Origin of the sequence: Paenibacillus sp. FSL K6-0276, from assembly GCF_037977235.1 — a bacterium.
Classification (GTDB): Bacteria; Bacillota; Bacilli; order Paenibacillales; family Paenibacillaceae; genus Paenibacillus_AQ.
On the sequence record NZ_CP150276.1, the window covers coordinates 2,306,254 to 2,330,133 of the forward strand.

A 23,880-nucleotide genomic window follows, 5' to 3' on the forward strand; every position below is an offset into this window, starting at 1 on the left:
TAAGAAGATGGAGGGAAACAACATGCCAGAGCTTAAAATTTATCAATCCACAGGGGAGAATTCATTATTTGTAGAGCAAAGTCTACAACAATTAACTCCAATTGCTAACGCTGAGGCGACCACTACTGTAACTATTGATGAGAATCAAACCTTTCAGGAAATGGATGGCTTTGGGGCATCCTTTACGGATTCATCCGCCTACTTGATTAACCAAGTACTGGACAATGAACAGAAAAAAGAAGTCATGAGCAAACTTTTTGATTCCCAAGATGGAATTGGCTTGTCTGTATTAAGAAATCCAATGGGAGCATCGGATTATGCTAGAGATATTTATAGCTATGACGATATGCCTGCACAGGTAACCGATACGAAATTAACTCATTTCTCCATCGCACATGATGAAGCAGATATTATTCCTTTGTTACAACAAGCGCTGGAAATTAATCCTCAGATCAAGCTGATGGCTTCACCATGGAGTGCACCAGGTTGGATGAAGACTAGCGGATCGATGATCGCCGGTGAACTTAAACAAGAATATTACCAGGCTTATGCCGATTATTTTGTACGATACATTCAAGCATTTGAAAAACACGGATTGCCAACTTATGCGGTAACACCGCAGAACGAGCCTCTTTTTGAACCAAAGCACTACCCTAGTATGTTAATGCTGCCTGAGGCGCAAAGAGATTTCATTAAAAATTATTTGAAGCCTAGCTTTGTGAAACACAACATCAATACAAAAATTCTCTGCTACGACCACAACTGGGATCGTCCGGATTATCCACTAACGGTGCTGAATTATGCGAAAGATGAAGTCGACGGTGTAGCTTGGCACTGGTATGGCGGCAATGCGTCAGCACAATCGGAGGTTCTAAAGGCTTTTGCGGATAAAGAAGTGCATTTCACAGAAGGTTCTGGTGGGGAATGGATTCCTCCATTTGAACAAGCCTTCTCGAATGTAATGAGAACAGGGATTGATATTCTCAGAAATCATAGTAAATCCTTTGTATTATGGAATATGGCCTTAGATGAGAAGAACGGCCCTACCGTGCCGGGCTTTGGAAAAAGTACTTGTCGCGGCGTTGTTACGGTCAACCAAGAGACCAAGGAACTTACGTATACGCTGGACTATTATGCGCTGGCACATTTCAGTAAATTCATTCGTCCTAAGGCAGTACGTATCGAAGCTTCCACAAATCAAGAACTTATTCGTTCCGTAGCTTTTAAGAATACGGATAATTCCATTGCGGTAGTCCTGTTCAACGATAGTGAAAAGGCTGAGAATGTGGCTGTGAACTTGCAGGGTACGGATGATTTATCGTTCCGTTTGGAGTCTAAAAGTGCCTTATCTATTTTGATTAAATAATTTGTATTTGAAGTGCTCGAATTTTGATTCGAGCACTTTTTTTTGGCAAAAACGCATAAAAAATCAGTGTTCGTAAATCTTAAACGCATCCCTATAGCGAGGAGACATGAGCATTGAATAGAAAGCTTTTACTGACGCTGCTAGTTCTGTGTTTGATGATTACTGGTGGTTCTAGTATTTTTGCTGTTAAAAGTTTGCTACCTGTAAAGAATGAAGCACCAAAATGGGCGGTGGAGCTTCATAAAAGTAAACTGCCTTCGCCACAACCGGAAAAATATATGAGTTACGAGCTATTGATCACAAATTTAAGTGAAGAATCGTTAGATGTAACTTTTGAGTTGTACCGACCAGTGCAAGACCCTAATCAGGAGCAAATTATATTAACAGATCCATTTCGCTATGTTATGAGGCCGAATGAGATGGTTAACTTTAGCCATTTTTTTATAAAGACAGGTGCAAAAGAAATGGAGGTCGTACTCACGTGGAATGATCAGAATAGAGGTAAGCATAAACAAAGTATTAGATTTACTGATTTTGAATAATTGATCATAGAAACGCTAAATATTACAGGGCATATTCCAATGGGATGTGCCCTGTTTTGCCTATAGTGGGAATTGAATTCGTTGGTTTGCTCCACAGCTTGTTTTAATTTATAATGTGCTTTATATAATTGCAGTTGAAAGGGGGAGATGGGACATGAGTACAGCTAATCGTGGTGTGAACATCGGACCTCCCCGTTTTAAAATAGCGGTACATTCGATCGTCTGGCTTGCTAAAAGTGGCAGCATATTATCCAGTGCCATGATCGCAAGCCAAGTGAATTCACACGCGACCTTTATGCGTAGAGTGATGCAGTCTTTGGCGACTGCAGGAATCGTGGATTCCAAAGGTGGAAGAGAAGGAGGGTATGTTCTTCGGAAATCTGCTGATGAGATCACACTGGGAGAGATTTATGAGGCAGTTAGTACAGCGGCGGAGGAACCTGAAGTGGATATGGCGTGTGGAGCAAGTGCTTTGATTGATGTAGAACTAGAAAGAATTCTCCAAGAGACCGAACAACGGACCATTGAGTATTTACGCCAATATACGGTTATTAATGTTATGGAGCGGGTAGAGTTTTTTTCTTAATATTTTTAATTTTTAAAAAGAGTACTGGTTAAGTCTTTCTCCAGCTACTATAATGTGCTTATCAGAGTTGCAGTTTATTGCTGCGTTTTTTTTGGAGGTATTGTGCTTGTGATGAGCACATATAATGATAAGGGGGAATCCACGAAGCGGAGTATCGTATGTATCATCTATTTTTTTCAGCAGAAGGTTTCATTTACTTTAATATGTGTGCGTTATAGGTGCAAATATTTCATAGGGAGAGATGACAATGAATATTGTATCCATCGTATTGCAGAGCTTGCTAGTACTTACTTTTGTTATGGCAGGGTTCGGAAAGGTAACAGGTTCACAAATGCATGTGGAAAACTTCAAACACTGGGGTTTGCCGCAATGGTTTCGAGTAGTAACCGGACTTGTTGAACTCGTCGCTGCGGCAGCTTTGATTGTTGGCTACTGGGAACCTAGTTGGGCGGCAGCAGGTGCACTTTTACTTGGAGTTACTGCCATCGGCGGTGTTCTGACTCATGTTCGCGTAAAAGATTCGTTCAAACAGACGTTTCCGATCATCCTGCTCGGCGTGCTAGCTTTTATCGTATTTTTCATTCGTCTTTCAGATCTGGGTGACTTTCCAGGGTTTAAGTAATTATACTTGAATAATATAAATGGCAGTTCAGTGCTGAGTTTCAGCATCTGGACTGCCTTTTTTGTTTCTGGATCTTTAGCTTTTAGGTTCTAACGTTCTAAACGATACCCACCGTGAAATACAGGACCCACATATTCATTAAACGCAAATCCATTGCGAATGGCTGCGGAGACAAAATCTTTAGCTTTTGCTACAGCTTCATGGACGGATAGGCCATTAGCTAAACCGCCGGTAATTGCTGCGGCAAAAGTACATCCAGCTCCATGATTATGAGCAGGCTCGATTTTGGCTGTTTGAAATACTGTGTACTCAGAACCGTCGAAGAAGACATCAATCGCTTGATCGCCCCCGAGTGCTTTGCCGCCTTTAACCACGACATTACGTGCACCGAGCTTATGAATCAGACGAGCAGCTTCTTTCATATCCTCTAGGGTAGAAAGTTTGCCAAGACCTGAAAGAACGCCTGCTTCAAACAAATTTGGGGTGACTACAGTTGCTAGAGGTAGCAGTAAGTCACGAATAGCCTCAGCGCTGTCAGGGTTCAAAACTTCATCTTCGCCCTTGCACACCATGACCGGGTCAATCACTACATTGGTCTGTAGATTTTCTTTGATCGCTTGCTCAGCAACACGTACGATTTCAACACTTCCCAGCATACCCGTCTTCATGGCATTTACCGGACCGCCTGCGAAAATAGTTTTTAACTGCTCAGCAACAATGGACGCATCAATAGGATACACATTGTGGTGCCATCCATTGTCAGGGTCCATGGTAACGATAGTGGTTAAGGCACTGAAGCCGTAGGTTCCATACTCTTCAAATGTTTTTAAATCCGCTTGGATACCTGCACCACCACTGGAGTCGCTGCCTGCAATAGTTAGTGTTTTAATGATTTTTGTCATGGTAACGTCCCCTTTATATAACTGAATTCATAAACAACGCACTGCAATGATTATAACAAAAATTAGCACATTCGTCTTTTAAAAAGCAGGGGTATATCTAACCTCTCTTCCAGCGTCTTGAATTATTTCTTAAGTTATCAATCTTCCACAGGGATAGAGTATGAGTCCGATTCACTGAGCATGCATATCAATATAGAAAGAAATGATAAAGGCCAATTGCATCCTGCGACATATTGGTATGAGCTCGTGATACAGCTGCCGCGGGATGACGATTCGATGGGAATGAAGAATGGAATTATTAATACCTGGTTGCTACATCTTCGGTTGGCACTCTGTTATGATCGTCTCGGACAACATGAGAAGGGAAATCATCATAATGAAACATCGCTGAGCTTTTACCCATCCCATCCCATCCCAGTATGTTATATAATCACACTTATTTCAAAAATCTGCTTGGCGATAAATGTGCAAATAACGTCATCTGGGTCCGTAAGCATTTCTCCATTGTACCCTCTTTTATTAAGCTGGATTGTATTGTTGTTCCTTTTTATATTCATTAGGAGGGAGGCCTACCTCTTGTTTGAAAAGCTTGGAGAAATAGGAGTAGTTGTTATATCCAACTTTGTTCGCCACTGTATATACAGACATATTTGTGGTTTCCAATAAATGCTTCGCAGCCGCGATTCTGACTTGGATGACATAGCTACCTAATGAAACTCCAGTTTCTCGTTTGAATATTCTTGCCAGATAATCCGGATTGAGATAGACAATTTCAGCCAAATCATTTCGTGTCAGATCATCGCCGTAATGCGAATGAATGTAATGCTTGATTTCTTCTACGACAGATTTTGGCTGTGCAGCGAAGTCTCGGTATTTCATTGCTGTATTGACTAGATATTTAAGATATTCTTCCATATCCTCGATCGAATTCAAAGAATGCATTATTAATTTATCATTCGTTGTTCCGGAATACAATTTATGTGATCGTATACCTTTTATGTTGAGAAACGAATAGACAAGCTGAACTACATCTAATCGGAATAAGCTAAGGACGGAAGTTTCTAGTGTTTTATTATTAAGCATAACTTTTAAATATTGTGTGACTTCTTCAAGAAAAGCGGAAAGTTTATTCTGGTCAAGCAGCTCTTCCAAATACCCAAGATCCGGTGGAGTGTAGACTGTTTTATTTTGAGAGAGGTATGCTTCTACCAGAAAGGTCTGATTTCTGCACTTCGTAATTTTTTCATCCATATGAAGTGATTGTTTTAGAACATTCCCCACATTAATCAGTTTATCGTATAAACCAATATTGCAGCAGACATCACATTTTAAATAAGGGTTCGCTTTTTGAATAAAGGATGAGCACAACTCTTCAAGTACTAGAGTGTCCGGCGTTTGGTTCCATTTTAATATGGCGATCCAGTTATAATCTTTATATTCCAGAATGCTCTCAATGGTAAAATAAGGATTCTGAAACAATTCGTACAATATATTAAGCAGGGCAAAATCAAAAAGATCTTTTTCTTCTTTACCCATGCTGCCATTGTAAGGAAATAAGTTGAATATCAAAGGCTGTAGGGTATCGCTCATTTGATAGGACAGATTTTGTTCTTCAATGGCATGAGTGATGTCTGCGGGTTTAATCGGGAATGAAGTACTACCACTTACCAGCTTGCGCCAAAAATGCTCGAGAATCTTCGCCTGATTTTTTTGCCAAAAGTAGCCTCCCTGTATGGCTTTTTCATTACTCTGTTGTTCTTTTGCCTGTGTGACAGCCTTTTGGATGATCAGCATCAGCTTATCAAATTCGATAGGCTTGAGAAAATATTCAAAGCTCTGCAATTCGATTGCTTTCTGTGCATAGTTGAAATCTGCATAATTGGTAAGAAGAATCGTCTGAATACTATAATTCCCCTCGCGAATCCATGCCAGAAGTTCGAGTCCGCTACCCTGCGGCATTTCAATATCTGAAATCAGAATTTGAACCGAATGTTTTTCTATGATTTCACGTGCTTGAGCGACATTATTAGCGGTATAAACCGTTTCGATGTGTAGTGATTCCCAATCTATTCTCTTTTGCAATGCGGCAATAACATAAAAGTCATCATCAACAAGCAGTACATTCATAGGTTTGTTCTCCATTCATTTAGAATTTTTAGGAAGCTCCGGAAGAAATAAAATTACACTAGCACCGCCATCCTCCAAATTGGAAAAGGTGATTGTTGCTCTTTTAAGATAGAGATATTCCAGCCTTTTAAGCGTATTCATAATGCCGATTTGCGTACCTTTACTTTGATCCAAGGGCTCTCCAAGATTAAGCTTCTCTAACACTTGGGGTGGAAAACCGGGACCGGTGTCGGTGAGTTGGATAACGAGCATTTCTTCGTGCTCAATCTGTAATCGTTGTACTGTAAGCTTGATCTTTACTTCATGTTCTCGTGAAATCGCATATTTAATTGAATTTTCGATGAAGGTTTGCAGCACTAACGGTGGGATTTCCACACTGCTTGCCTGATCCTCTTGTTCGATATAGTAAATAAATGCATCCTGATAACGTTGCTTTTGAATTTGGAGATAAGTTCGGACATGCTCAATTTCATCTTCTAGTCGGACAAAATTCTCACCATTCTGAAAAATATAGCGGAAATATTTAGAAGTAGACATCGCCATATTCTCGATTTCTTTATACATTTGAATTTGAGCCATGCTATAGATACTAGTCAGACAGTTCAAGAAAAAGTGAGGCTTGATCTGCAGTTTCATATAATCCAGCTGTATCCGCTGCTTCTCCAGTTCCTGCTCGTACATAGCGATTTTGAAGGTTTTGATTTGTTCAACTAAGCCTTTAAACTGTGTGTTTGCCTGTTCCAGCTCTATAATCTCACTGCTCTTAAAATCTGCGGGCTGCCCAGCCTCATTAATGAAAGCAAGGTTCTCAGAGAAGCTTTGAATCGGGCCCAGTACTCTTTTTTTGAAAAACAGTAGAACGATGCATAAAGTGGAGGTCACAATGAAGAAGAGTAGCATAATAAGTAGCTGAGCAATCATGATTTTTTCGAATATTCCATACTTAATGACCATTTTAGTGCTGAAATTTGTGTCCGAGAAGGCGCTGTTGATTGTTGTACGCGATTGCAAAAGATTAGAGAACCCCCTATCTTCCGTTATCAGCTTTCCGCTGTTCGATATGGGACTAGTTAAAGGCTGTTCATTCTCATCCACTAGAGAGACATAACCATTGGCACCAAGATTAATTTGGCGTAGAGGACGGATCAGATTATCGGCGGAGATCAGTCCAATTAAATAACGATTGTAATAGGGAACGATATTAATCACGTAGTAGTGATTGTTTACAAGGATAGGGGTCCATTTGGAGTAAAACTTCTCATACATCTCCTTATCATCAATATAAGAAATAATCTTCGTTTTGAGCTCCCTGTAATCCGTATAGGTCACACTGATCGGTGCACAATTTAAAAAATAGTTCTCATTTTTCAAATAGTAGAAGAAGTTGTACTCATGTCCATAGTTTTTTTGCAGTTCAGTAAAACGTTTGTGCAGATTTTCATTTGCCTTTAAGAACTTAGTACTGTTGACCCCGTAAGTATTCATCGTAAGTAGGCTTTCCTCGTTCCCAAGCGTCCAACCCATATAGTGATTAATGTAGGCAAAATCATGATTAATACGGTTGATGTAGAGTGCAGCCGTATCCTGCAAATTTCGAGTGGACTGCTGCTTAACAATGGAAATGGAAGCAATGCTGATCGCTAAATCCAGAATAAGGACTGAGAACGAAACCAACATCATGACTTTAATATAATGACGAATGGGGTAGGTTTTGTGTTCCGCTGTTTTTTTGGTCATAAAATCATTATAAAACCTCTGCGTGAAAAAAACATAAGAACTCGCTAGTGATTTACCTCAAAGTCCGGAAAGCACATACAGAAGTCGGAAAACTGTTATTAAATCTTCTCAAGTGGAGGTTTTGGCTTTTGCATTTATTGTAAGCGGATTCAAAGGTCTGGATAACCATCTTAAAGTGTCCGGAATACGAAAAAATAAGAAGTTAATATAAAGCTATTCAGATTCGCGTTCCACAAGTGGAAGAATCGAATGGCATGTTAAAAATTGAAATGGGGGATTATGGAATGGGTCAACACAGTAAGAAAATAACTACAAAGAAATGGTCTGTAGGTCTTCTGGCGGCTACGATGGCATTTGGAATCGCGGGTTGCGGTGGAAACAATGCGAATAATGCAGCGACAAGCGAGACGAGCAGTTATAACAAAGAAGGCTTGCCGATTGTCAATGAGCCTGTGACACTGAAGGTACTGACTGTCCGCTGGGGAAGCATGGGAGATACCTTTACCCAGAATCAGTGGTTGAAGGATCTGGAAAAGAATACGAATGTCAAAATTGACTGGCAGGTGATGTCCTCCAATGACTGGGGCGAACAGAAGTCCATTATGCTGGCAAGCGGCACACTTCCCGATATCATCTTAGGAAATCAGACACTTGGAGATTCGGATATCGTTAATAATCTAAGCTTTTTCCGCCCGTTAGATGATTATATTGATCAGTATATGCCTAATCTTAAAGCGGCTATGGAAGAAACGCCTGAAATGAAAAAACTCAGCACCTTTCCTGACGGCAAAATCTACTCTCTGCCAACAAGACTTCCATCGCGTCCAAAAAGCTCGCGCCAGCCTGTGATTAACAAAACTTGGTTGGACAAATTGGGTTTGAAGGTTCCGGAAACGATAGACGAACTATATAACGTGTTTAAAGCTTTTAAAGAACAAGATCCGAATGGGAATGGAAAGCAAGATGAGATTCCTTTTATTGAAAAAGGTAATGACTTGATCAGTCCTTTCGGTATCGCTGACTTGAATAACAACAATATGATAATCAAGGACGGAAAAGCAATATACTATCCTGTTTCAGAGGAGTTCAAAGAAGCTCTCAAATGGGAAAATAAATTGTATGCAGAAGGCCTGCTCGATAAAGAGGTGTTCACTCAGGATGACACGATGAGATCGGCCAAGTTCCAAAATCCAGATGCTCCAATTGTGGGCTTTTCGTACCAGTGGACCCCGGACGCCGTGTTTGGTAAATGGAGCGATCAATATGTGACTATTCCACCGATTGCCGGACCGGATGGTAAGCGTTATACCATAGGAAATCCGATTGGTATGAATCTTAACCGTAACGAATTTCTCATAACTACTACCAGCAAATATCCGGAGATTGCCGCACGCTGGGCTGACCAGTTCTATACCAATGAAGCAAGCATTCAGAATTTCTGGGGTGCGATTGGAACCGTTATCAAGAAGAACGACAACGACACTTATACTTTGATGGATCCACCGACCGGAACCAGCGCGGATGCTTGGTACTGGGATCAGTCGCTCCGTGATTTCGGACCGAAATATGTGAGCCCGTCCTTTGAACAGAAAATCGTTCTTAATCCTGAAAGTGGAGATGGACTGAAACTGCAGCTAGATAAGCTGGGTAGTGAATATGTAACAGAGCCTTTCCCTAACGTTATGTACACCTCCGAGGAGTTCGAGGAGCTGCCAACCTTGACCACGGATATCGACGGTTATGTGAATACAATGCGCGCTCAATTTATTAGCAAAGGTGGAATTGACGAAGGTTGGGATGATTATGTCAAACAGCTTAATAAAATGGGACTTGATAAATTAGTTAAGATTCGCACAGATGCTTACAGTCGTTATATGAGTGTGAAATAACCTATTCGTCTTTCGAAAAAGGTGCTGCCCTGCATAAATCTGTGGGGTAGCATTCTCTATTTAATAAGGAGGGGATGTCATGAAATCTGGTCGATTTAATTTTGGGCGGACATTCGGACAAATGAAACAAAATTGGGGTCTATATACATTACTTTTTCCCGCTGTAGTACTAACATTATTATTCGCGTATAAACCGATGTACGGGGTGCTAATTGCATTCAAGGATTACAGCCCGGCGTTGGGAATTGGCGACAGCCCATGGGCTGGATTCAAGTACTTCGAGAAGTTCTTTAATTCCTATCAATTTTCATCAACAATTAAGAATACACTGATCATCAGTCTGTACAGTCTGATTACGTTTCCAATTCCGATTATACTGGCGCTAATGGTTAACCAGATGAGACCCAACCGGTTTAGACGTTTTTTTCAGACTATATCGTATATGCCCCATTTTATTTCCACGGTTGTAATGGTGGGTTTGATGATGATTTTGTTCTCCCCTAGTACCGGTTTGCTCGGGAATTTATATAGTCTGTTTGGAAAAGAGGCTCCCGATCTGATAGGCTCCGCTGGTTTATTCAGTAGTGTGTATGTCTGGTCGGATGTGTGGCAGCATGTCGGATGGGACAGCATTATTTTTATCGCTGCACTCTCCGCGGTCGACCCTAGCTTGTATGAGGCCGCAACCGTGGACGGAGCAAGCCGGATGCATAAAATTCGTTATATCGATATTCCCATGTTGATGCCGACAGCGATTACACTGCTTATACTGCGGGTCGGAGGTCTGCTCGGAGTTGGATTTGAGAAGGTATATCTAATGCAGAATGATCTGAACATCACCTCAAGCGAAATTCTTTCCACATATGTTTATAAAATAGGATTACTCAGTAGCCAGTACAGCTTTTCATCGGCTATCAACTTGTTCAACACCGTCATCAACTTTATTCTATTAATTATGGTCAATCAGATTTCAAAAAAATTAAGCGAAAACAGCTTGTGGTAGAAGGGAGGAAAAGTGAAATGGGAGTATTAGAAACTACGACTAAAGGAAATGTCGGAAAAATAAAGAAGAATCGTTCATCGGATACTGTTATGGAAATTATAATGTACGCAATATCAGCAATTTTTCTAGTTATCTTAATTTACCCGCTGTACTTTATCATTATTGCTTCGTTCAGTGATCCTTCCGCAGTGGCAGGCGGCCAAGTATGGTTGTTTCCTAAAGGATTCACACTGGATGGCTACAAAGAGCTGCTGCGTCACGAAAATATCTGGATCGGGTACTGGAATACCATCCTGTACACGGTGGTGGGAACCGCAATTGGTTTAGTTGTAAATATCTCAGCTGCCTATGCGTTGTCAAGAAAGGACCTTGTGGGTCGGAAATATATTTCGTTATTTTTTATCTTTACGATGTTCTTTAATGGGGGATTGATTCCTACTTTCCTAACCATCCGGGATTTCCATCTGTATGACACATTTTTGGTTATGGTACTACCGTTCTCTGTTGGGGTTTTTAATATTATCGTCGCACGAACTTTTTTTCAGACAAGTATTCCGGGAGATTTATGGGAAGCAGCGCAGATTGACGGCTGTGGTAATCTTCGTTATTTTGTTCAGATGGTTTTACCCCTGTCGAAGGCAATTATCGCAGTACTGGGATTATGGATCGCCGTCGGCTATTGGAATTCATATTTTAACGCCTTGATTTATTTAAAAAATCCCAATATGTATCCATTACAGTTGATACTTCGTAATATTCTGATTACCAATCAGATGCAGTCTGGTATGGGAACAGGTGAAGCCGCGCAAATCGCGCTACGTCTCGCCAATATGATGCGATATTCTGTTATTATAGTTGCAACTATTCCAATCATGTGTGTATACCCATTTGTACAAAAGTACTTTAACCAAGGGGTAATGATTGGTGCAGTGAAGGAATAATCACATTATTAAATATTCATGGAGGATCAGGACAGTAATGAAAAAGCAACAAAGAACGAGTATGCATAAAACAATCACTGTCATTCTTATGGTGACAACGTTGCTTGCAAGCCTTACAGCCTGTAGAGGAGACAATGGGGTTAATACTGTCGATCCCGAGCCGGGTGAATTCAACAAAGAAGGCTTGCCGATTGTCAATAAGCCACTGACATTAAAGGTCCTAACCGTTCGATGGGGAAGCATGGGAGATACCTTTACTCAGAGCCAGTGGCTGAAGGAGCTGGAAAAGGAGACAAATGTAAAAATTGAATGGCAGGTGATGTCTTCCAATGATTGGAGTGAACGGAAGTCTATAATGCTGGCAAGCGGCACACTTCCAGATATCATTGTAGGGAGTCAAACCTTTGGGGATTCCGATATTGTCAATAACATAAGCTTATTCCGCCCGCTCGATGATTATATAGAGCAGAATATGCCTAATCTCAAAGCAGCCATGCAAGAAACGCCTGAAATGAAAAAAATCAGTACCTTCCCTGACGGGAAAATCTACTCTCTGCCCGCAAGATTACCATCGCGTCCGAAAAGCTCGCGCCAGCCCGTGATTAACAAAACCTGGCTGGACAAATTGGGATTAAAGGTTCCGGATACGATTGATGATCTTTATAACGTGTTTAAAGCTTTCAAAGAACAAGATCCGAATGGTAACGGCAAACATGATGAGATTCCCTTTATCGAGACAGGTAATGATCTGATCAGTCCCTTCGGGATCGCTGACTTGAATAACAACTTTATGGTGATTAAGGACGGAAAAGCGGTATATTACCCTGTTTCAGAGGAGTACAAAGAGGCCCTCAAATGGGAGAGCAAATTGTTTAAAGAGGGATTACTTGATGAAGAGATATTCACTCAAGACGAAACGCTGAGATCGGCCAAGTTTCGTAATCCGGATGCTCCCATCGTGGGCTTTACATATCAGTGGACGCCGGACGCCGTCTTTGGCAAATGGAGCGATCAGTATGAGACCATTCCACCCCTTGCTGGACCGGATGGTAAACGCTACACCATAGGAAATCCGTATGGAATGAATCTAGAACGCAACGAGCTGCTTATCACCAGTTCTTGCAAATATCCAGAGATTGCCGCTCGCTGGGCCGACGAATTCTATACCAATGAAGCAAGCATTCAGAATTTCTGGGGAGCCATTGGAACGGTTATTAAGAAGAACGATGATGGCACCTATATGTTGATGGACTCACCGACCGGAACCAGTGCAGATGCTTGGTATTGGGAAGAGTCACTCCGGGATTTCGGGCCGAAATATGTGAGCCCATCATTTGAGAAGAACATCATTCTGAACCCTGATAACGGAGATGGGCTGAAGTTGCAGTTAGATAATTTGGGAAGCGAATACGCAACACTACCCTTCCCCAACGTAATGTACACCGCAGAAGAATTTCAGAAGCTGCCGACTTTGACCAAGGACATCGATAGTTACGTCAATACAATGCGTGCTCAATTTATAATTTTAGGTGGAATCGACGAAGCGTGGGATGACTATGTGAAGCAGTTGCGGGGCATGGGTCTTGAACAGATGGTCAAAATTCGGACCGATGCGTACAGTCGTTATATGAGCGTAGAATAACAAGAAATGAGGTTTACCTGATGGGAAATACGATTAAAGAGCTAAAGCCACTAACTAAGTATTTAAAGCTTAATTCTGAACCATGCGGTAATACTGACGCGATCATTCAGGGAGAGCACTATCGTTTCACTGTGTTAACCCCGGAGCTCATCCGGATGGAATACAGCGAAGAGGGCTCTTTTGAAGACCGAGCGTCACAGACTGTGGTGAACCGCAATTTTTCGGTGCCAGAGTTCCGTGTGATGGATTTGGGGAACAAGCTTGAATTAATTACAGATCGTCTGCACTTGACTTATGACAAGAAGCCTTTCTCCCGGCATGGCCTCAGTATCCGAGTAAGGAACGAAGCGGGTCACCTAATGAGTGTCTGGAATTATGGCGATACACCGCAAGATTTGGGTGGTACGGCACGTACACTGGATAATGCGGATGGCGCCATTCCCCTAGAGCACGGGCTACTGTCGCGTTTTGGGTATACATTAGTTGAAGACAGCGCCTCCCTTTTATTGGAAGAAGATGACCGGGTCGAGCTACGGGGGCAGGAAGGCCTCGATCTTTATTTTTTTGGATATGGTCATGATTACTTGAACTGCTTGAAGGATTTCTACCATCTTTGCGGCCGTACGCCCCTATTGCCACGCTATGCGCTTGGTAACTGGTGGAGTCGGTATTATCGGTATTCAGAAGAAGAATATAAAGCGTTAATGGAGCGGTTTGAGTGTGAGCAAATTCCGTTTTCTGTCGCTGTTATAGATATGGATTGGCATCTCGTCGATATTGATCCGCAGTACGGCAGTGGATGGACGGGTTATACATGGAACCGTGAATTATTCCCTGATCCACAAAGATTTTTGACATGGCTACATGAAAAAGGGCTTCGTGTAACGCTCAACGTTCATCCAGCTGATGGAGTAAGGGCTTTTGAAGATCCTTATCTGGCCATTGCTGCGGAGATGGGCTTGGACCCCGAAAAAGGCGATGCTGTGGAATTTGACATCACTGATTCGAATTTTTTACGAGCATACTTTAAGTTTCTGCATCATCCGCTAGAGGATGAAGGTGTAGATTTCTGGTGGATTGATTGGCAGCAGGGCGGAGTTACTAAGGTTCCGGGATTAGATCCTCTCTGGATGCTGAACCACTACCACTACTTGGACAGTGGACGTCGAGGCAACAGGAAGATAACTTTTTCTCGTTACGCGGGCCTTGGCAGCCATCGTTATCCCATAGGATTCTCCGGAGACACTATTGTTACTTGGGAGTCACTGGATTTCCAGCCTTATTTCACTGCCAACGCGGCAAACGCGGGTTATGGTTGGTGGAGCCATGATATCGGGGGCCATATGAATGGTTATTTAGACGATGAATTGGCGATGCGCTGGGTGCAATTTGGTGTCTTTTCACCTATTCTACGGTTACATAGCTCTGCTAGTGCCTTTAACAGTAAGGAGCCATGGCGGTTCAATAAGATTGCCGAGGACGTAATGAAGGATTACCTGCGCTTGCGGCATAGTTTACTTCCTTATCTGTATACGATGAATCGTTATGCCAGCCGCGATAGTCTTCCGCTAGTTCGGCCAATGTACTATCATCATGCGCAGTGGAATGAAGCCTACGAAGTACCAAATGAATATTACTTCGGAACGGAACTCATTGCCTGTCCGATTACACAGCCAGTGAACCCTAAGATGGGCGTTGCCGAATTTAAGGCTTGGCTACCTGAAGGGATCTGGATAGATTTCTTTAACGGAAGAGTGTACGACGGTGGAAGAAAGCTTTCTCTCTATCGTAATCTGGAGAGCATTCCTGTATTAGCTAAAGCGGGTGCTATCGTTCCTATGGCAGACCTGACGGAATATACCTCTTCGGTGGATAATCCGAGGCATATGGAGGTCCGTGTGTTTGCCGGAGATAGTGGTCATTTTCATCTTTGGGAGGATGCAGGCGATACTGCGGAAGACCGGGACGATCAATGGTGCGATACGGAAATAAGCCTGGAAATGGGAGAGAAAGCTAGCTTCAAGATTCTCCCTGCTCGGGGAAATACAAAAGTTGTACCTGAGCGGCGGACATGGAAGTTATCCTTTGTTGGCTTTGCGGATACGAAGGTACAGGTATTCGTTGGTGGCACAGAAATCGCAGCAGATATGGGGTATGACGAAGCTACACATACACTTACGGTCAATGTTCTCGATCTGGCGGTCGACAAATCTCTGGAGGTATTGATCACTGATGCTCGGATAGCTGTGAATTCTGTAGAAGCAGAAGTGTTCACCCTCCTGAACCGTGCGCAAATTCTTTTTCAATTGAAAGAACAAATTTACAGGGTAGTGAATGAATCAACAACACCGATGGCAGCATTGGCCGCTCTTGCCTCGATGGATCTTGAACATACGCTGTACGGAGCGTTATGCGAAATTCTGACGGCTAGGCTATAACATACTATTTCACTTAATTAAACAAAAGGAGGTTCTCTCTATGCACTTGGCATAAAGAGAACCTCCTATTAATTTTACTTAATTAGCAAGGTTTGAATAGCATGGGCAGGAATCATGTTCTCAGCTAATTCATCATGGAAGCGCAGGGTGAATGGAAGTTCTTGTTCCGTGCGGTTCATAACGATAACTGCAATAGTGCCATCTGGGTTACGGAAAGCTGTTGTTTCTAGCTTATCTGTATATTTGGAATGACCAATTCGTTTAGCGCCTGGACGAATATATTTGCTGAAGTGCCCGATGTAATAGAAGGAGCTCTCAAAAGTAATTTCATCGTTCTTCGTATCCCCGATAATTGGAGCATCGCAGTAATTACCTACATGGTTAGGGCCGCCTTGATCGTCCAAGACAATGTTCCAGTCGGTCCAGCTCGACATCCAGTTGTTCAGATTGCCAATGATATCATGGCCGTAACGTTCGCCTGTGTTCCAAGAACCGAGATGAACGCCGCCTTCTTGACAGCCTTCGCTGAAGAACAGCTTTTTGTCTGGGAAGCGATCATGTACGGCAGATAGGGCTTCGAAGTGATCGCCGGAGTACCAGTGGAAGCAAATTCCCCAAATGTATTTGGAAGCTTCTTGATCTTCGAAAGCAACCTTGGCACGGTCATACACGCGCTCCTTGTTATGATCCCAGATCATAACCTTTACATGAGCCAAACCGGCTTGTTCCAAGGCTGGTCCCAAGTAATCACGAACAAAATCCTTTTCTTCTTCGGCAGTATAAAGGCAAGAATCCCATATTTGAACAGCCTTCGCTTCATTCTGAACACTAACGGCCCAAATATCGATGCCTTCAGAAGCGTAAGCCTGAATATATTTAACGAACATGTTGGCCCAAGCCTCACGGTATTCAGGCTTAAGTGCTCCACCACCGTTCATTTGACCGTTCGTCTTCATGAAAGCAGGCGGACTCCATGGAGAAGAGAACAGACGGAATTCTTCGCCTACAGCTGAAGCAGCATGTTTGATTAGTGGGATAATTGAATCTTGATCTCTAGAGATATCGAACGTATGCAGCTCCGAATCTCCTTCCTCAACATAAGCGTAGTTGCCTAGCGAGAAATCGCAGCTTTGGATATGGGAGCGGCATAGTGTATACCCGATCCCATGCTCAGGATCAAAATAAGCATCGATAATTTCTTTTTGCTTAGCTTCACTTAGTTTAGCAATGGTAACGGCAGACGCCTCAGTAAGTGCACCGCCGAAACCTTCGATTTCCTGATATTCTAAATCATCATAAATATTGATGAGCTCTGATTCAACTCCTACGGTATCAGGAATGAAGATCAGAGGTTCTTTTTCCGTTAAACGGTCTGCGGTCTCTTTAGCTGTTTGAATGACGCGAATAGTTTTACTCATAATGATTAATAACCTCCTAAAACGTATTAATTCTATTTCTATTATAGAAGGGAATTCATACCTCTTTGAAGAAACAATATGGCTAAGAACCTCAATAATCTGGTCATCGACTACTATGAGAAGAGGAATATATGAATGGAAACAAACAGTGTCCAAATTAGTCTTTGTGGCTTTATTCGCCATACCCAGCCATTTCGGCAATTATTTCGCAGCGGGCTGGATACCTATATCATAAGGCTGCAAGCGGAAGGGGAATGTGAAGTACTCATCGATGGGGAAATGGTTACTGTGGTACCTGGTGATCTGTTATTATTTAAGCCCTACGATATATATGATTTGAGAATCGGTGAAAAGAAAAGTCCTTTGGGACATAGCGCGGATTATTTTGTAATGTGTACAGGGGAATGGGTGGATCACTGGTGGAATCAACGTGAGAGACCAAAGAAGGTAAGAATTGCGGATGATGGCAAGCTACAGAGTATATGGCAACAACTCGATCTAGAGCACAGAAGGCTTGATGGAGGTACTCCAGAAATACTTGAAGCGCTATTTAAGGCTTTGTGTTTGCTGCTGGATCGGGCGATTGAAGAGGCTCCTGCCTCATCATCGGCCTCGCTTCTACACGGACTTAAGATGAAGAGTTATGTGGAAGAGCATGCTACATCAGAGATCAGATTAAAGGACGTAGCTGCTCATGCCGGAATTAGTGTAACAAGGGCCGTACATTTATTCAAAATTCAGTTTGGCTATTCTATTATGCAGTATGCGGGGCGTATTCGTCTTGCCATGGCGCTAAGGTTGATGGATAACACTAATTACACCCTGGAGCGGATTGCAGAGGAGACTGGATTCGGAAGCTACACCTATTTCCACAGGGTATTCCGTGAGCGTTACGGCGTCTCACCAGGCATGTATCGAAAGAGAGAGTAAGTGTAGATCTAAATCAATCAAAAAACAGCAAATCTCATCCAGAGACTTGCTGTTTTTTTATAATATATCTTAAATCGTATGTTCAAAAAACTTAACACTATTTTCCAATGTCCATTTGTGTGAGGACCTTTCACCTTGTGCTGCTAATTTAGTTCTTAAGTTTTGGTCTCGAATTAAGCGGATGACATCTTCACCAAGCCGATGCTCGTACCTATATGAGAGCAGACAGTTGCCTATACCATATTACCACCTGAATAAACACAGACGAGAGCTGCGCCACACCGCATGGCTTCAAGTTCCGGTAAAGAACTCGTATCAAAAATACTTGAACTAACAAAGATATCCGCACCGTTGTAATGGTAACAGAGCTCCTCATCATTCGCTGGCGTGAAGAACCGATATTTTCCGGTGGCTTAAGTACCTTAAATCCGGTTTATATATGGGAAGTAATCTTCTTCAACAAGGTAACGGTCTCGTTAATCTCCAGATTCGTTATATCCTCTAAAGATACGTCGATCATTGGCTTATACTCGTTTAATTTGTTCAGGAAAGCTTCGGTGTGGAAATGCCCTCTACCAGCCTTACCGTGGTATGTTTTTTCTCCATCTTGATAGATGTCTTTTAAATGCGCCAGAATGATCCGGTCCCCGAATAACCTAAACGAGTCATCGACAATTTGATCCTGCACATCTACAGCGTCACCAATAAAATTGCATGGATCCAAGACAACACCGATATTGCTTGAAGGGACTTCATCTAGGATGCGGCGCATCTTATCTGGTGTAGAAAGTGTATGCGTGCTGACGCCCTCAAGTCCCAGAAAAACGCCCCATTTTTCAGCTTCCTCCGCAAGCTCTTGTACAGTAACCCTTAATATGTCCCAGCCGATATCTTCGTAATGGAGCGGGTCTTGTGCTTGAAAAGTAGTTAGCGAACCCGTCTCCGTAGCCACCATAGGTGCGCCGAATTGGCGTGCATACCGAAGATGCTCTTTGAATCGATTAATTTCTAATCTCCGAATGACGGGATCTGGGTGGATGGGGTTGATGTAACAGCCTAACACGCCGATACGTATACCTGCTCTGTCAAATTGTTCGCCAATATAGTTTGCGAGGCCAGGACTTAATTTACCAGTGGAAGTGTCGATGTCCTGAATGGCTTTGGATAAAGCGAGTTGAACAAAATCGATATCATAATTCTGAAGAGTTTCAGTCAATGATTTGAGGGGTAGGCAACCAAACGTATGCGCTAAAGTTCCGTATCTGATGGTTAACATCTCCTTATGTAGAGTGGGTATGAATAATTACAATCATAATAGTAGCGCTTTCATATGGATGCAAGTGATTTATCATTATCGTCTGTCAGGAAATTGATGATCTCAGTGTTTACCCTATCCGGTTGCTCGTGATTAATACCGTGTCCCGCATGGGGGATGACTTGGTAATGGAACTTTCCATCTTCTAAAATATCTATGAAGTCCTTCGATTGTTTTAATGCATGTTCTCCTACTAAAAAATATAGCTTGTCTCTGACTGCAATTGATGCGTCCTTATCGTATTTTTGAAGCTTATGCACAAACATAGCTTGCTGATTATGAGTTCGCATTAACAGGATCAGATGAGCAGCTAATTCTGGATGATTATCAAATAGAGGGGAGTTTGGAGCGCTTAATTTCTTCAGAACCTTAAGTAAATTGCGATCCGTAGGAATCAGAATCTCTGGGAACATCATCATTAAGGTTTGTATCATTGCTTTGATAGGTGTTGTGACCATCCCTCCTTCCAAACAAACAACACGGTTCACTCTGTCTCGTTGTCTAGTCGCATAATTAAAAGCAATATAGGCACCGTTTGACACACCTGCGATATTAAAGACGTCTATGCTCAGATGCGTCGCTATCTCATTAATCCATTCTACTTGCTCAAACTTCTGTTTGTTAAAATGCTCGTTAGGAATGCTTTTTCCGGGTCCGCCCAAAGTATCAATAGCGATGCAATAGAAATGTTTCGATAATTCTTCGATGTTTAAGATCCACATGACCGCCGAGTTATCACCAACGCCATGAAACAGAAACAAAGGTGGATTACTCTTTTGACCGGAAATGATACAATGCGTCAGCCCATATGTGGTAGGGAGGTCTATCTCCTCAAATAGAATAGGCCACCGATTAACTAGCTGCTGGTACGATTGCCTCACTCTTTCTTGCCCCTTGGCATTCTTAAAGCTATTTACCATCACAAACCTCCTTATCAAAAATACAACATCTGAATCTTATTCTAAAAAGTATACTACGAGAGTTCGGAAGGAGGAGAGAGAAGAAGGAACATTACTGTGAAAAAGAGGGTGACGGCAGATAAGTGTATTTCGTACAACTAAACAACTACTTTACTCCCACTAATGTGATATAGAAGTACTTTATACAACTATATCTCTGGAAATCAGCTGATACAGCTAGATTGGGGAAATTTAATTGCACAAAGTGCACTTAACACGAGACAGGAGTGATGAAGTTAAATTTAGTTGTAGATTGTGCAATTAAATAATGCGGACGGCTTCAAGAAAGGTCATTGAAGCAAACAAAGGAAAACTTAGTGGCATTGAGGAAGGAAAAGGTAACTACTGGATTAGTCTATGAGTCGGTGTGCTGAACAGTGGAAGTGAGGGAGTTGCTAAGGCAACTCTTTTTTTGTTATTCGCGATGTTATTCCAGTTCATCCAAGGGAGATTCGTCTAAAATGTGAAATGAATTTAAAATTTTGTTGAAAACGCTCTATTCAAACACAAACAAATAGATTAAAATCAAAACAAAGAAAAATAAACAAAAAAATAAACATTCAAAAACGGAGGTATTCACAAATGGTACAAAGTTTATGGAATTCGTCACGGGAAAAAGACATCAACGGAGGTCTGGATGCACTGGTATATCGCTCCAATCTGCTGGGTGAAGATCGTAGAGTATGCAACTTTGGTGGAGGGAATACCTCCAGCAAGACGATAGAATTGGATTTCCGTGGTCGTGAGGTAGAAGTAATGTGGGTGAAGGGCAGCGGCTCTGACCTCGCTACGATGAAAGCAGGAAATTTTACCGGATTGCGGCTTCAGGATATTGCCCCTTTATTTGATCGGGAGGAAATGCCCGATGAAGAAATGGTGGCTTACCTTGCGAACTGTATGATTGATCCTAAGCATCCGCGTGCTTCCATTGAGACGTTGCTGCATGCTTTTTTACCATTCAAACATGTGGATCATACGCATCCGGATGCGATTATCAGCTTATGCTGTGCTCATAACGGTAAAGATATTGCGCGGGAAATTTATGGGGATCGGTTCGTATGGGTGCCTTACATCCGTCCAGGCTTCACTTTATCCAAAATGATTGCCGAAGGCGTGCTTGCCAACCCGCAAGCTGAATTAGTGCTGATGGAGAAACATGGTCTTGTGACTTGGGGAGATACTCCGGAAGCTTGTTATGATAAGACGATCTCTATTATTAACGAGGCGGAGCGTTACATTGAAGATAGAATTGAAGATGAGAACCTATTCGGAGGGCGCAAATCGGAAGCACTTTCGGAAGGAGAGCGGCGGGCTGTAGCCGCGGCAGTGATGCCTTTGATCAGAGGCGCAGTTAGCGATGAACGTAAAATGATTCTGACCTTCGATGATGCAGAGGATGTGCTGCGTTTTGTAGGTGGGGTTAACTCGCAGGAATTATCCGGTGTAGGTGCAGCTTGTCCGGATCATTTGGTACATACCAAAATGCTACCACTTTTTGTGGCTTGGGAGCCAAATGCCAGTGATATTGATGGCTTGAAGGCGAAGCTGAACGAAGAGATAACTGCTTATAAAGAGCAGTACAAAGCTTACTTCGATCGTAATAAGCATGAGGGCGACGTAATGTTTGAAGCCGCGCCGCGCGTGATCCTGATTCCCGGAGTGGGAATGATAAACACAGGCAAAAGCTGGAGTAACTCCAAGATCAGCGGAGCTTTGTATCACCGGGCTATCGCCGTTATGCGGGGAGCTACGGCACTGGGTGATTTCGTCTCCCTTAGTGAGAACGAATCGTACAATGTGGAATACTGGCCATTGGAATTATATAAACTATCGCTGGCACCGGCAGAAGCAGAATTCTCGCGTAAGGTTGCATTCATTACTGGTGGCGCAGGAGGAATTGGTAGTGAAACCGCTCGTCGCCTAGTGTCCGAAGGGGCGCATGTTGTGCTAGCAGACCTCAATCTGGAGGGAGCACAGAAAATTGCCGAGGAGATTAACGGAAAATACGGTGAGAATCGTGCGTTTGCTGTTAGGATGGATGTAACACAGGAAGAGCAAGTTACCGCAGCTTATGCGGATACAGCGCTTTTCTACGGTGGAGTAGATATTATCGTGAACAATGCAGGGCTTGCGACCTCCAGTCCTTTTGACGAGACTTCATTAAAAGAGTGGAACTTGAATATTTCCGTGCTAGGCACAGGATATTTTCTCGTCGCTCGCGAAGCTTTTAAGGTGATGAAGGAGCAAAAAATCGGCGGTAGCATGGTTTTCATTGGTTCCAAGAACTCCATATTTGCTGGGAAAAGCGTCTCGGCTTACAGCTCTGCTAAAGCACTCGAAGCACATTTAGCTCGCTGTATTGCAGCTGAAGGTGGAGAATTCGGCATTCGTGCGAATACGATTTTGCCGGATGCCATTCTACAAGGTTCTGCCATTTGGAATTCGAACTGGCGGAATGAGCGGGCGGCTGCTTACGGAATTGAGCCAGATCAACTTGAGGAGCATTACCGTAAACGCACAACACTGCTTGTAAATATTTATCCACGTGATATTGCTGAAGGCGTTGCTTTCTTTGCTTCATCTAAGTCAGAGAAGACTACGGGCTGTATGTTGACGATTGACGGTGGAGTGCCAGCGGCTTTTACTAGATAAGAGGTAGATGGAATATAGATAGACATAACGGAGGGAAGCCATGCTGATTGCAGATAGATATGAAAAAATCGTAGAGCTAGTGAATGAACGCGGCAGCATCCGTGTCTCGGAACTGAGCACATTATGCCAAGTGACGGAGGAGACTATCCGCCGGGATCTTGATCGATTGGAAAAGGCTGGGAGACTGATACGCTCTCACGGTGGAGCAGTTAGCTTGCGTGACCGTCAGCCGGAGACGCCATATGCTGAACGTGAAATTATGAATGCTGCGGAGAAGCAGCGGATTGCTCGTGAGGCTGTAATGATGATTCAACCTGGAGATCGAATTTTGCTGGATGCTAGTACGACGGCTTGGTATATGGCTTCTCATTTGCCTGATATGCCACTTACTGTGCTGACAAATTCTACTAGGGTGGCTGCGGAGTTAAGCGGGAAGGAACGAATTGATGTGATCTCAACCGGCGGTCAACTGAGCCGCAGATCGATGTCCTTTGTTGGCCATTTAGCGGAGCGTTCGCTTGAGTTGTACCACGTGGATAAGATGTTTTTTTCCTGTAAAGGATTTCACTTCGAACGCGGTGCCAGTGAATCCAATGAGTTGCAGGCGATGGTGAAGCGAAAGATGCTCTCTATAGCCGAGCAGACGATCCTGCTGTGTGACTCCAGTAAGTTCGGAATTCAAGCGTTCACACATGTTGCGTCACCTAGTGAAATAGATGTCTTAATTACGGATTATAGTCCTGCTGAAGAACAACTGAAGCAGCTACAGGAGCTGAATATCGCAATAACTACGGTGTAGATAATAGTTGTG

General features: G+C 42.8%; 18 protein-coding genes. 12 read left to right on the forward strand and 6 right to left on the reverse strand.

The genetic code is table 11. From position 1 onward, the window contains the following. Positions 1-22 precede the first annotated feature (22 nt). The 4 genes from MHH52_RS10435 (at position 23) to MHH52_RS10450 (ending at position 3,116) form a co-directional block, all read left to right on the forward strand. Positions 23-1,366, forward strand: coding sequence for a glycoside hydrolase family 30 beta sandwich domain-containing protein (locus MHH52_RS10435; protein ID WP_340008420.1), 1,344 nt, complete (start codon positions 23-25; stop codon positions 1,364-1,366). 113 nt (positions 1,367-1,479) lie between these two features. After that, positions 1,480-1,908, forward strand: a complete 429-nt coding sequence (locus tag MHH52_RS10440; RefSeq protein ID WP_340008422.1) for a hypothetical protein — start codon at positions 1,480-1,482, stop codon at positions 1,906-1,908. A gap of 154 nt (positions 1,909-2,062) precedes the next feature. Beyond that, the gene (locus MHH52_RS10445; RefSeq protein WP_340008424.1) at positions 2,063-2,494 is read left to right on the forward strand and encodes an Rrf2 family transcriptional regulator; all 432 of its coding nucleotides are present in this window, start codon (positions 2,063-2,065) and stop codon (positions 2,492-2,494) included. 247 nt (positions 2,495-2,741) lie between these two features. Then, complete coding sequence (locus MHH52_RS10450) at positions 2,742-3,116, forward strand: DoxX family protein (RefSeq protein ID WP_340008426.1); 375 nt, start codon at positions 2,742-2,744, stop codon at positions 3,114-3,116. A gap of 89 nt (positions 3,117-3,205) precedes the next feature. Here MHH52_RS10450 and thiD read toward each other — a convergent pair whose 3' ends face one another. The 3 genes from thiD to MHH52_RS10465 all read right to left on the reverse strand — a co-directional run bounded on the left by thiD (position 3,206) and on the right by MHH52_RS10465 (position 7,882). Continuing rightward, on the reverse strand, positions 3,206-4,018 hold the full coding sequence (thiD, locus tag MHH52_RS10455) for a bifunctional hydroxymethylpyrimidine kinase/phosphomethylpyrimidine kinase (RefSeq protein ID WP_340008428.1): 813 nt from the start codon (positions 4,016-4,018) through the stop codon (positions 3,206-3,208). Between the two features lie 519 nt (positions 4,019-4,537). Then, positions 4,538-6,145 (reverse strand): helix-turn-helix domain-containing protein, encoded by a 1,608-nt coding sequence (locus MHH52_RS10460; RefSeq protein WP_340008430.1) that lies wholly within the window; start codon positions 6,143-6,145, stop codon positions 4,538-4,540. Between the two features lie 15 nt (positions 6,146-6,160). Next, the gene (locus MHH52_RS10465; protein WP_340008431.1) at positions 6,161-7,882 is read right to left on the reverse strand and encodes a histidine kinase; all 1,722 of its coding nucleotides are present in this window, start codon (positions 7,880-7,882) and stop codon (positions 6,161-6,163) included. Positions 7,883-8,166: 284 nt separating this feature from the next. Between MHH52_RS10465 and MHH52_RS10470 the strand changes: the two genes are divergently transcribed. The 5 genes from MHH52_RS10470 (at position 8,167) to MHH52_RS10490 (ending at position 15,795) form a co-directional block, all read left to right on the forward strand. After that, the gene (locus MHH52_RS10470) at positions 8,167-9,771 is read left to right on the forward strand and encodes an extracellular solute-binding protein (RefSeq protein WP_340009590.1); all 1,605 of its coding nucleotides are present in this window, start codon (positions 8,167-8,169) and stop codon (positions 9,769-9,771) included. A gap of 79 nt (positions 9,772-9,850) precedes the next feature. Beyond that, on the forward strand, positions 9,851-10,774 hold the full coding sequence (locus tag MHH52_RS10475; RefSeq protein ID WP_340008432.1) for an ABC transporter permease subunit: 924 nt from the start codon (positions 9,851-9,853) through the stop codon (positions 10,772-10,774). A 17-nt stretch (positions 10,775-10,791) separates the two neighbouring features. Continuing rightward, entirely contained in the window at positions 10,792-11,715 is a 924-nt protein-coding gene (locus MHH52_RS10480) for a carbohydrate ABC transporter permease (protein WP_340008434.1), read from the forward strand. A 37-nt stretch (positions 11,716-11,752) separates the two neighbouring features. Beyond that, positions 11,753-13,357 carry an extracellular solute-binding protein gene (locus tag MHH52_RS10485; protein WP_340008436.1) on the forward strand — a complete coding sequence of 535 codons (1,605 nt, stop codon included), beginning with the start codon at positions 11,753-11,755 and terminating at the stop codon, positions 13,355-13,357. Positions 13,358-13,377: 20 nt separating this feature from the next. Further along, complete coding sequence (locus MHH52_RS10490; RefSeq protein WP_340008438.1) at positions 13,378-15,795, forward strand: TIM-barrel domain-containing protein; 2,418 nt, start codon at positions 13,378-13,380, stop codon at positions 15,793-15,795. A 74-nt stretch (positions 15,796-15,869) separates the two neighbouring features. On the opposite strand, the gene MHH52_RS10495 is transcribed toward MHH52_RS10490, so the two are convergent. Beyond that, positions 15,870-17,213, reverse strand: a complete 1,344-nt coding sequence (locus MHH52_RS10495) for a glycoside hydrolase family 30 protein (protein WP_340008440.1) — start codon at positions 17,211-17,213, stop codon at positions 15,870-15,872. Between the two features lie 135 nt (positions 17,214-17,348). Here MHH52_RS10495 and MHH52_RS10500 point away from each other — a divergent pair, with 135 nt between their 5' ends. Further along, complete coding sequence (locus MHH52_RS10500; RefSeq protein ID WP_340008442.1) at positions 17,349-18,143, forward strand: helix-turn-helix domain-containing protein; 795 nt, start codon at positions 17,349-17,351, stop codon at positions 18,141-18,143. 433 nt (positions 18,144-18,576) lie between these two features. Here the strand turns inward: MHH52_RS10500 and MHH52_RS10505 are convergent, their stop codons facing one another. Both MHH52_RS10505 and MHH52_RS10510 read right to left on the reverse strand, forming a co-directional pair. Further along, a complete protein-coding gene (locus MHH52_RS10505) occupies positions 18,577-19,359 on the reverse strand; it encodes a sugar phosphate isomerase/epimerase family protein (protein ID WP_340008443.1) in 783 nt (260 codons plus the stop codon). Between the two features lie 110 nt (positions 19,360-19,469). After that, entirely contained in the window at positions 19,470-20,378 is a 909-nt protein-coding gene (locus MHH52_RS10510; RefSeq protein ID WP_313638625.1) for an alpha/beta hydrolase, read from the reverse strand. Between the two features lie 621 nt (positions 20,379-20,999). Between MHH52_RS10510 and MHH52_RS10515 the strand changes: the two genes are divergently transcribed. Together MHH52_RS10515 and MHH52_RS10520 are read left to right on the forward strand one after the other, a co-directional pair. Further along, positions 21,000-23,069, forward strand: coding sequence for a bifunctional aldolase/short-chain dehydrogenase (locus tag MHH52_RS10515; protein ID WP_340008446.1), 2,070 nt, complete (start codon positions 21,000-21,002; stop codon positions 23,067-23,069). A 40-nt stretch (positions 23,070-23,109) separates the two neighbouring features. Next, on the forward strand, positions 23,110-23,868 hold the full coding sequence (locus MHH52_RS10520; protein WP_313638627.1) for a DeoR/GlpR family DNA-binding transcription regulator: 759 nt from the start codon (positions 23,110-23,112) through the stop codon (positions 23,866-23,868). The last annotated feature ends 12 nt before the right edge of the window (positions 23,869-23,880 follow it).

Excerpts from the sequence above, each read along its gene's own strand:
- MHH52_RS10500 (WP_340008442.1), top strand. The coding sequence starts at position 17,349 with ATGGAAACAAACAGTGTCCAAATTAGTCTTTGTGGCTTTATTCGCCAT.
- thiD (WP_340008428.1), bottom strand. The coding sequence starts at position 4,018 with ATGACAAAAATCATTAAAACACTAACTATTGCAGGCAGCGACTCCAGT.
- MHH52_RS10480 (WP_340008434.1), top strand. The coding sequence starts at position 10,792 with ATGGGAGTATTAGAAACTACGACTAAAGGAAATGTCGGAAAAATAAAG.
- MHH52_RS10490 (WP_340008438.1), top strand. The coding sequence starts at position 13,378 with ATGGGAAATACGATTAAAGAGCTAAAGCCACTAACTAAGTATTTAAAG.
- MHH52_RS10460 (WP_340008430.1), bottom strand. The coding sequence starts at position 6,145 with ATGAATGTACTGCTTGTTGATGATGACTTTTATGTTATTGCCGCATTG.
- MHH52_RS10520 (WP_313638627.1), top strand. The coding sequence starts at position 23,110 with ATGCTGATTGCAGATAGATATGAAAAAATCGTAGAGCTAGTGAATGAA.
- MHH52_RS10515 (WP_340008446.1), top strand. The coding sequence starts at position 21,000 with ATGGTACAAAGTTTATGGAATTCGTCACGGGAAAAAGACATCAACGGA.
- MHH52_RS10450 (WP_340008426.1), top strand. The coding sequence starts at position 2,742 with ATGAATATTGTATCCATCGTATTGCAGAGCTTGCTAGTACTTACTTTT.
- MHH52_RS10435 (WP_340008420.1), top strand. The coding sequence starts at position 23 with ATGCCAGAGCTTAAAATTTATCAATCCACAGGGGAGAATTCATTATTT.
- MHH52_RS10445 (WP_340008424.1), top strand. The coding sequence starts at position 2,063 with ATGAGTACAGCTAATCGTGGTGTGAACATCGGACCTCCCCGTTTTAAA.
- MHH52_RS10495 (WP_340008440.1), bottom strand. The coding sequence starts at position 17,213 with ATGAGTAAAACTATTCGCGTCATTCAAACAGCTAAAGAGACCGCAGAC.
- MHH52_RS10470 (WP_340009590.1), top strand. The coding sequence starts at position 8,167 with ATGGGTCAACACAGTAAGAAAATAACTACAAAGAAATGGTCTGTAGGT.
- MHH52_RS10475 (WP_340008432.1), top strand. The coding sequence starts at position 9,851 with ATGAAATCTGGTCGATTTAATTTTGGGCGGACATTCGGACAAATGAAA.
- MHH52_RS10465 (WP_340008431.1), bottom strand. The coding sequence starts at position 7,882 with ATGACCAAAAAAACAGCGGAACACAAAACCTACCCCATTCGTCATTAT.
- MHH52_RS10510 (WP_313638625.1), bottom strand. The coding sequence starts at position 20,378 with ATGGTAAATAGCTTTAAGAATGCCAAGGGGCAAGAAAGAGTGAGGCAA.
- MHH52_RS10485 (WP_340008436.1), top strand. The coding sequence starts at position 11,753 with ATGAAAAAGCAACAAAGAACGAGTATGCATAAAACAATCACTGTCATT.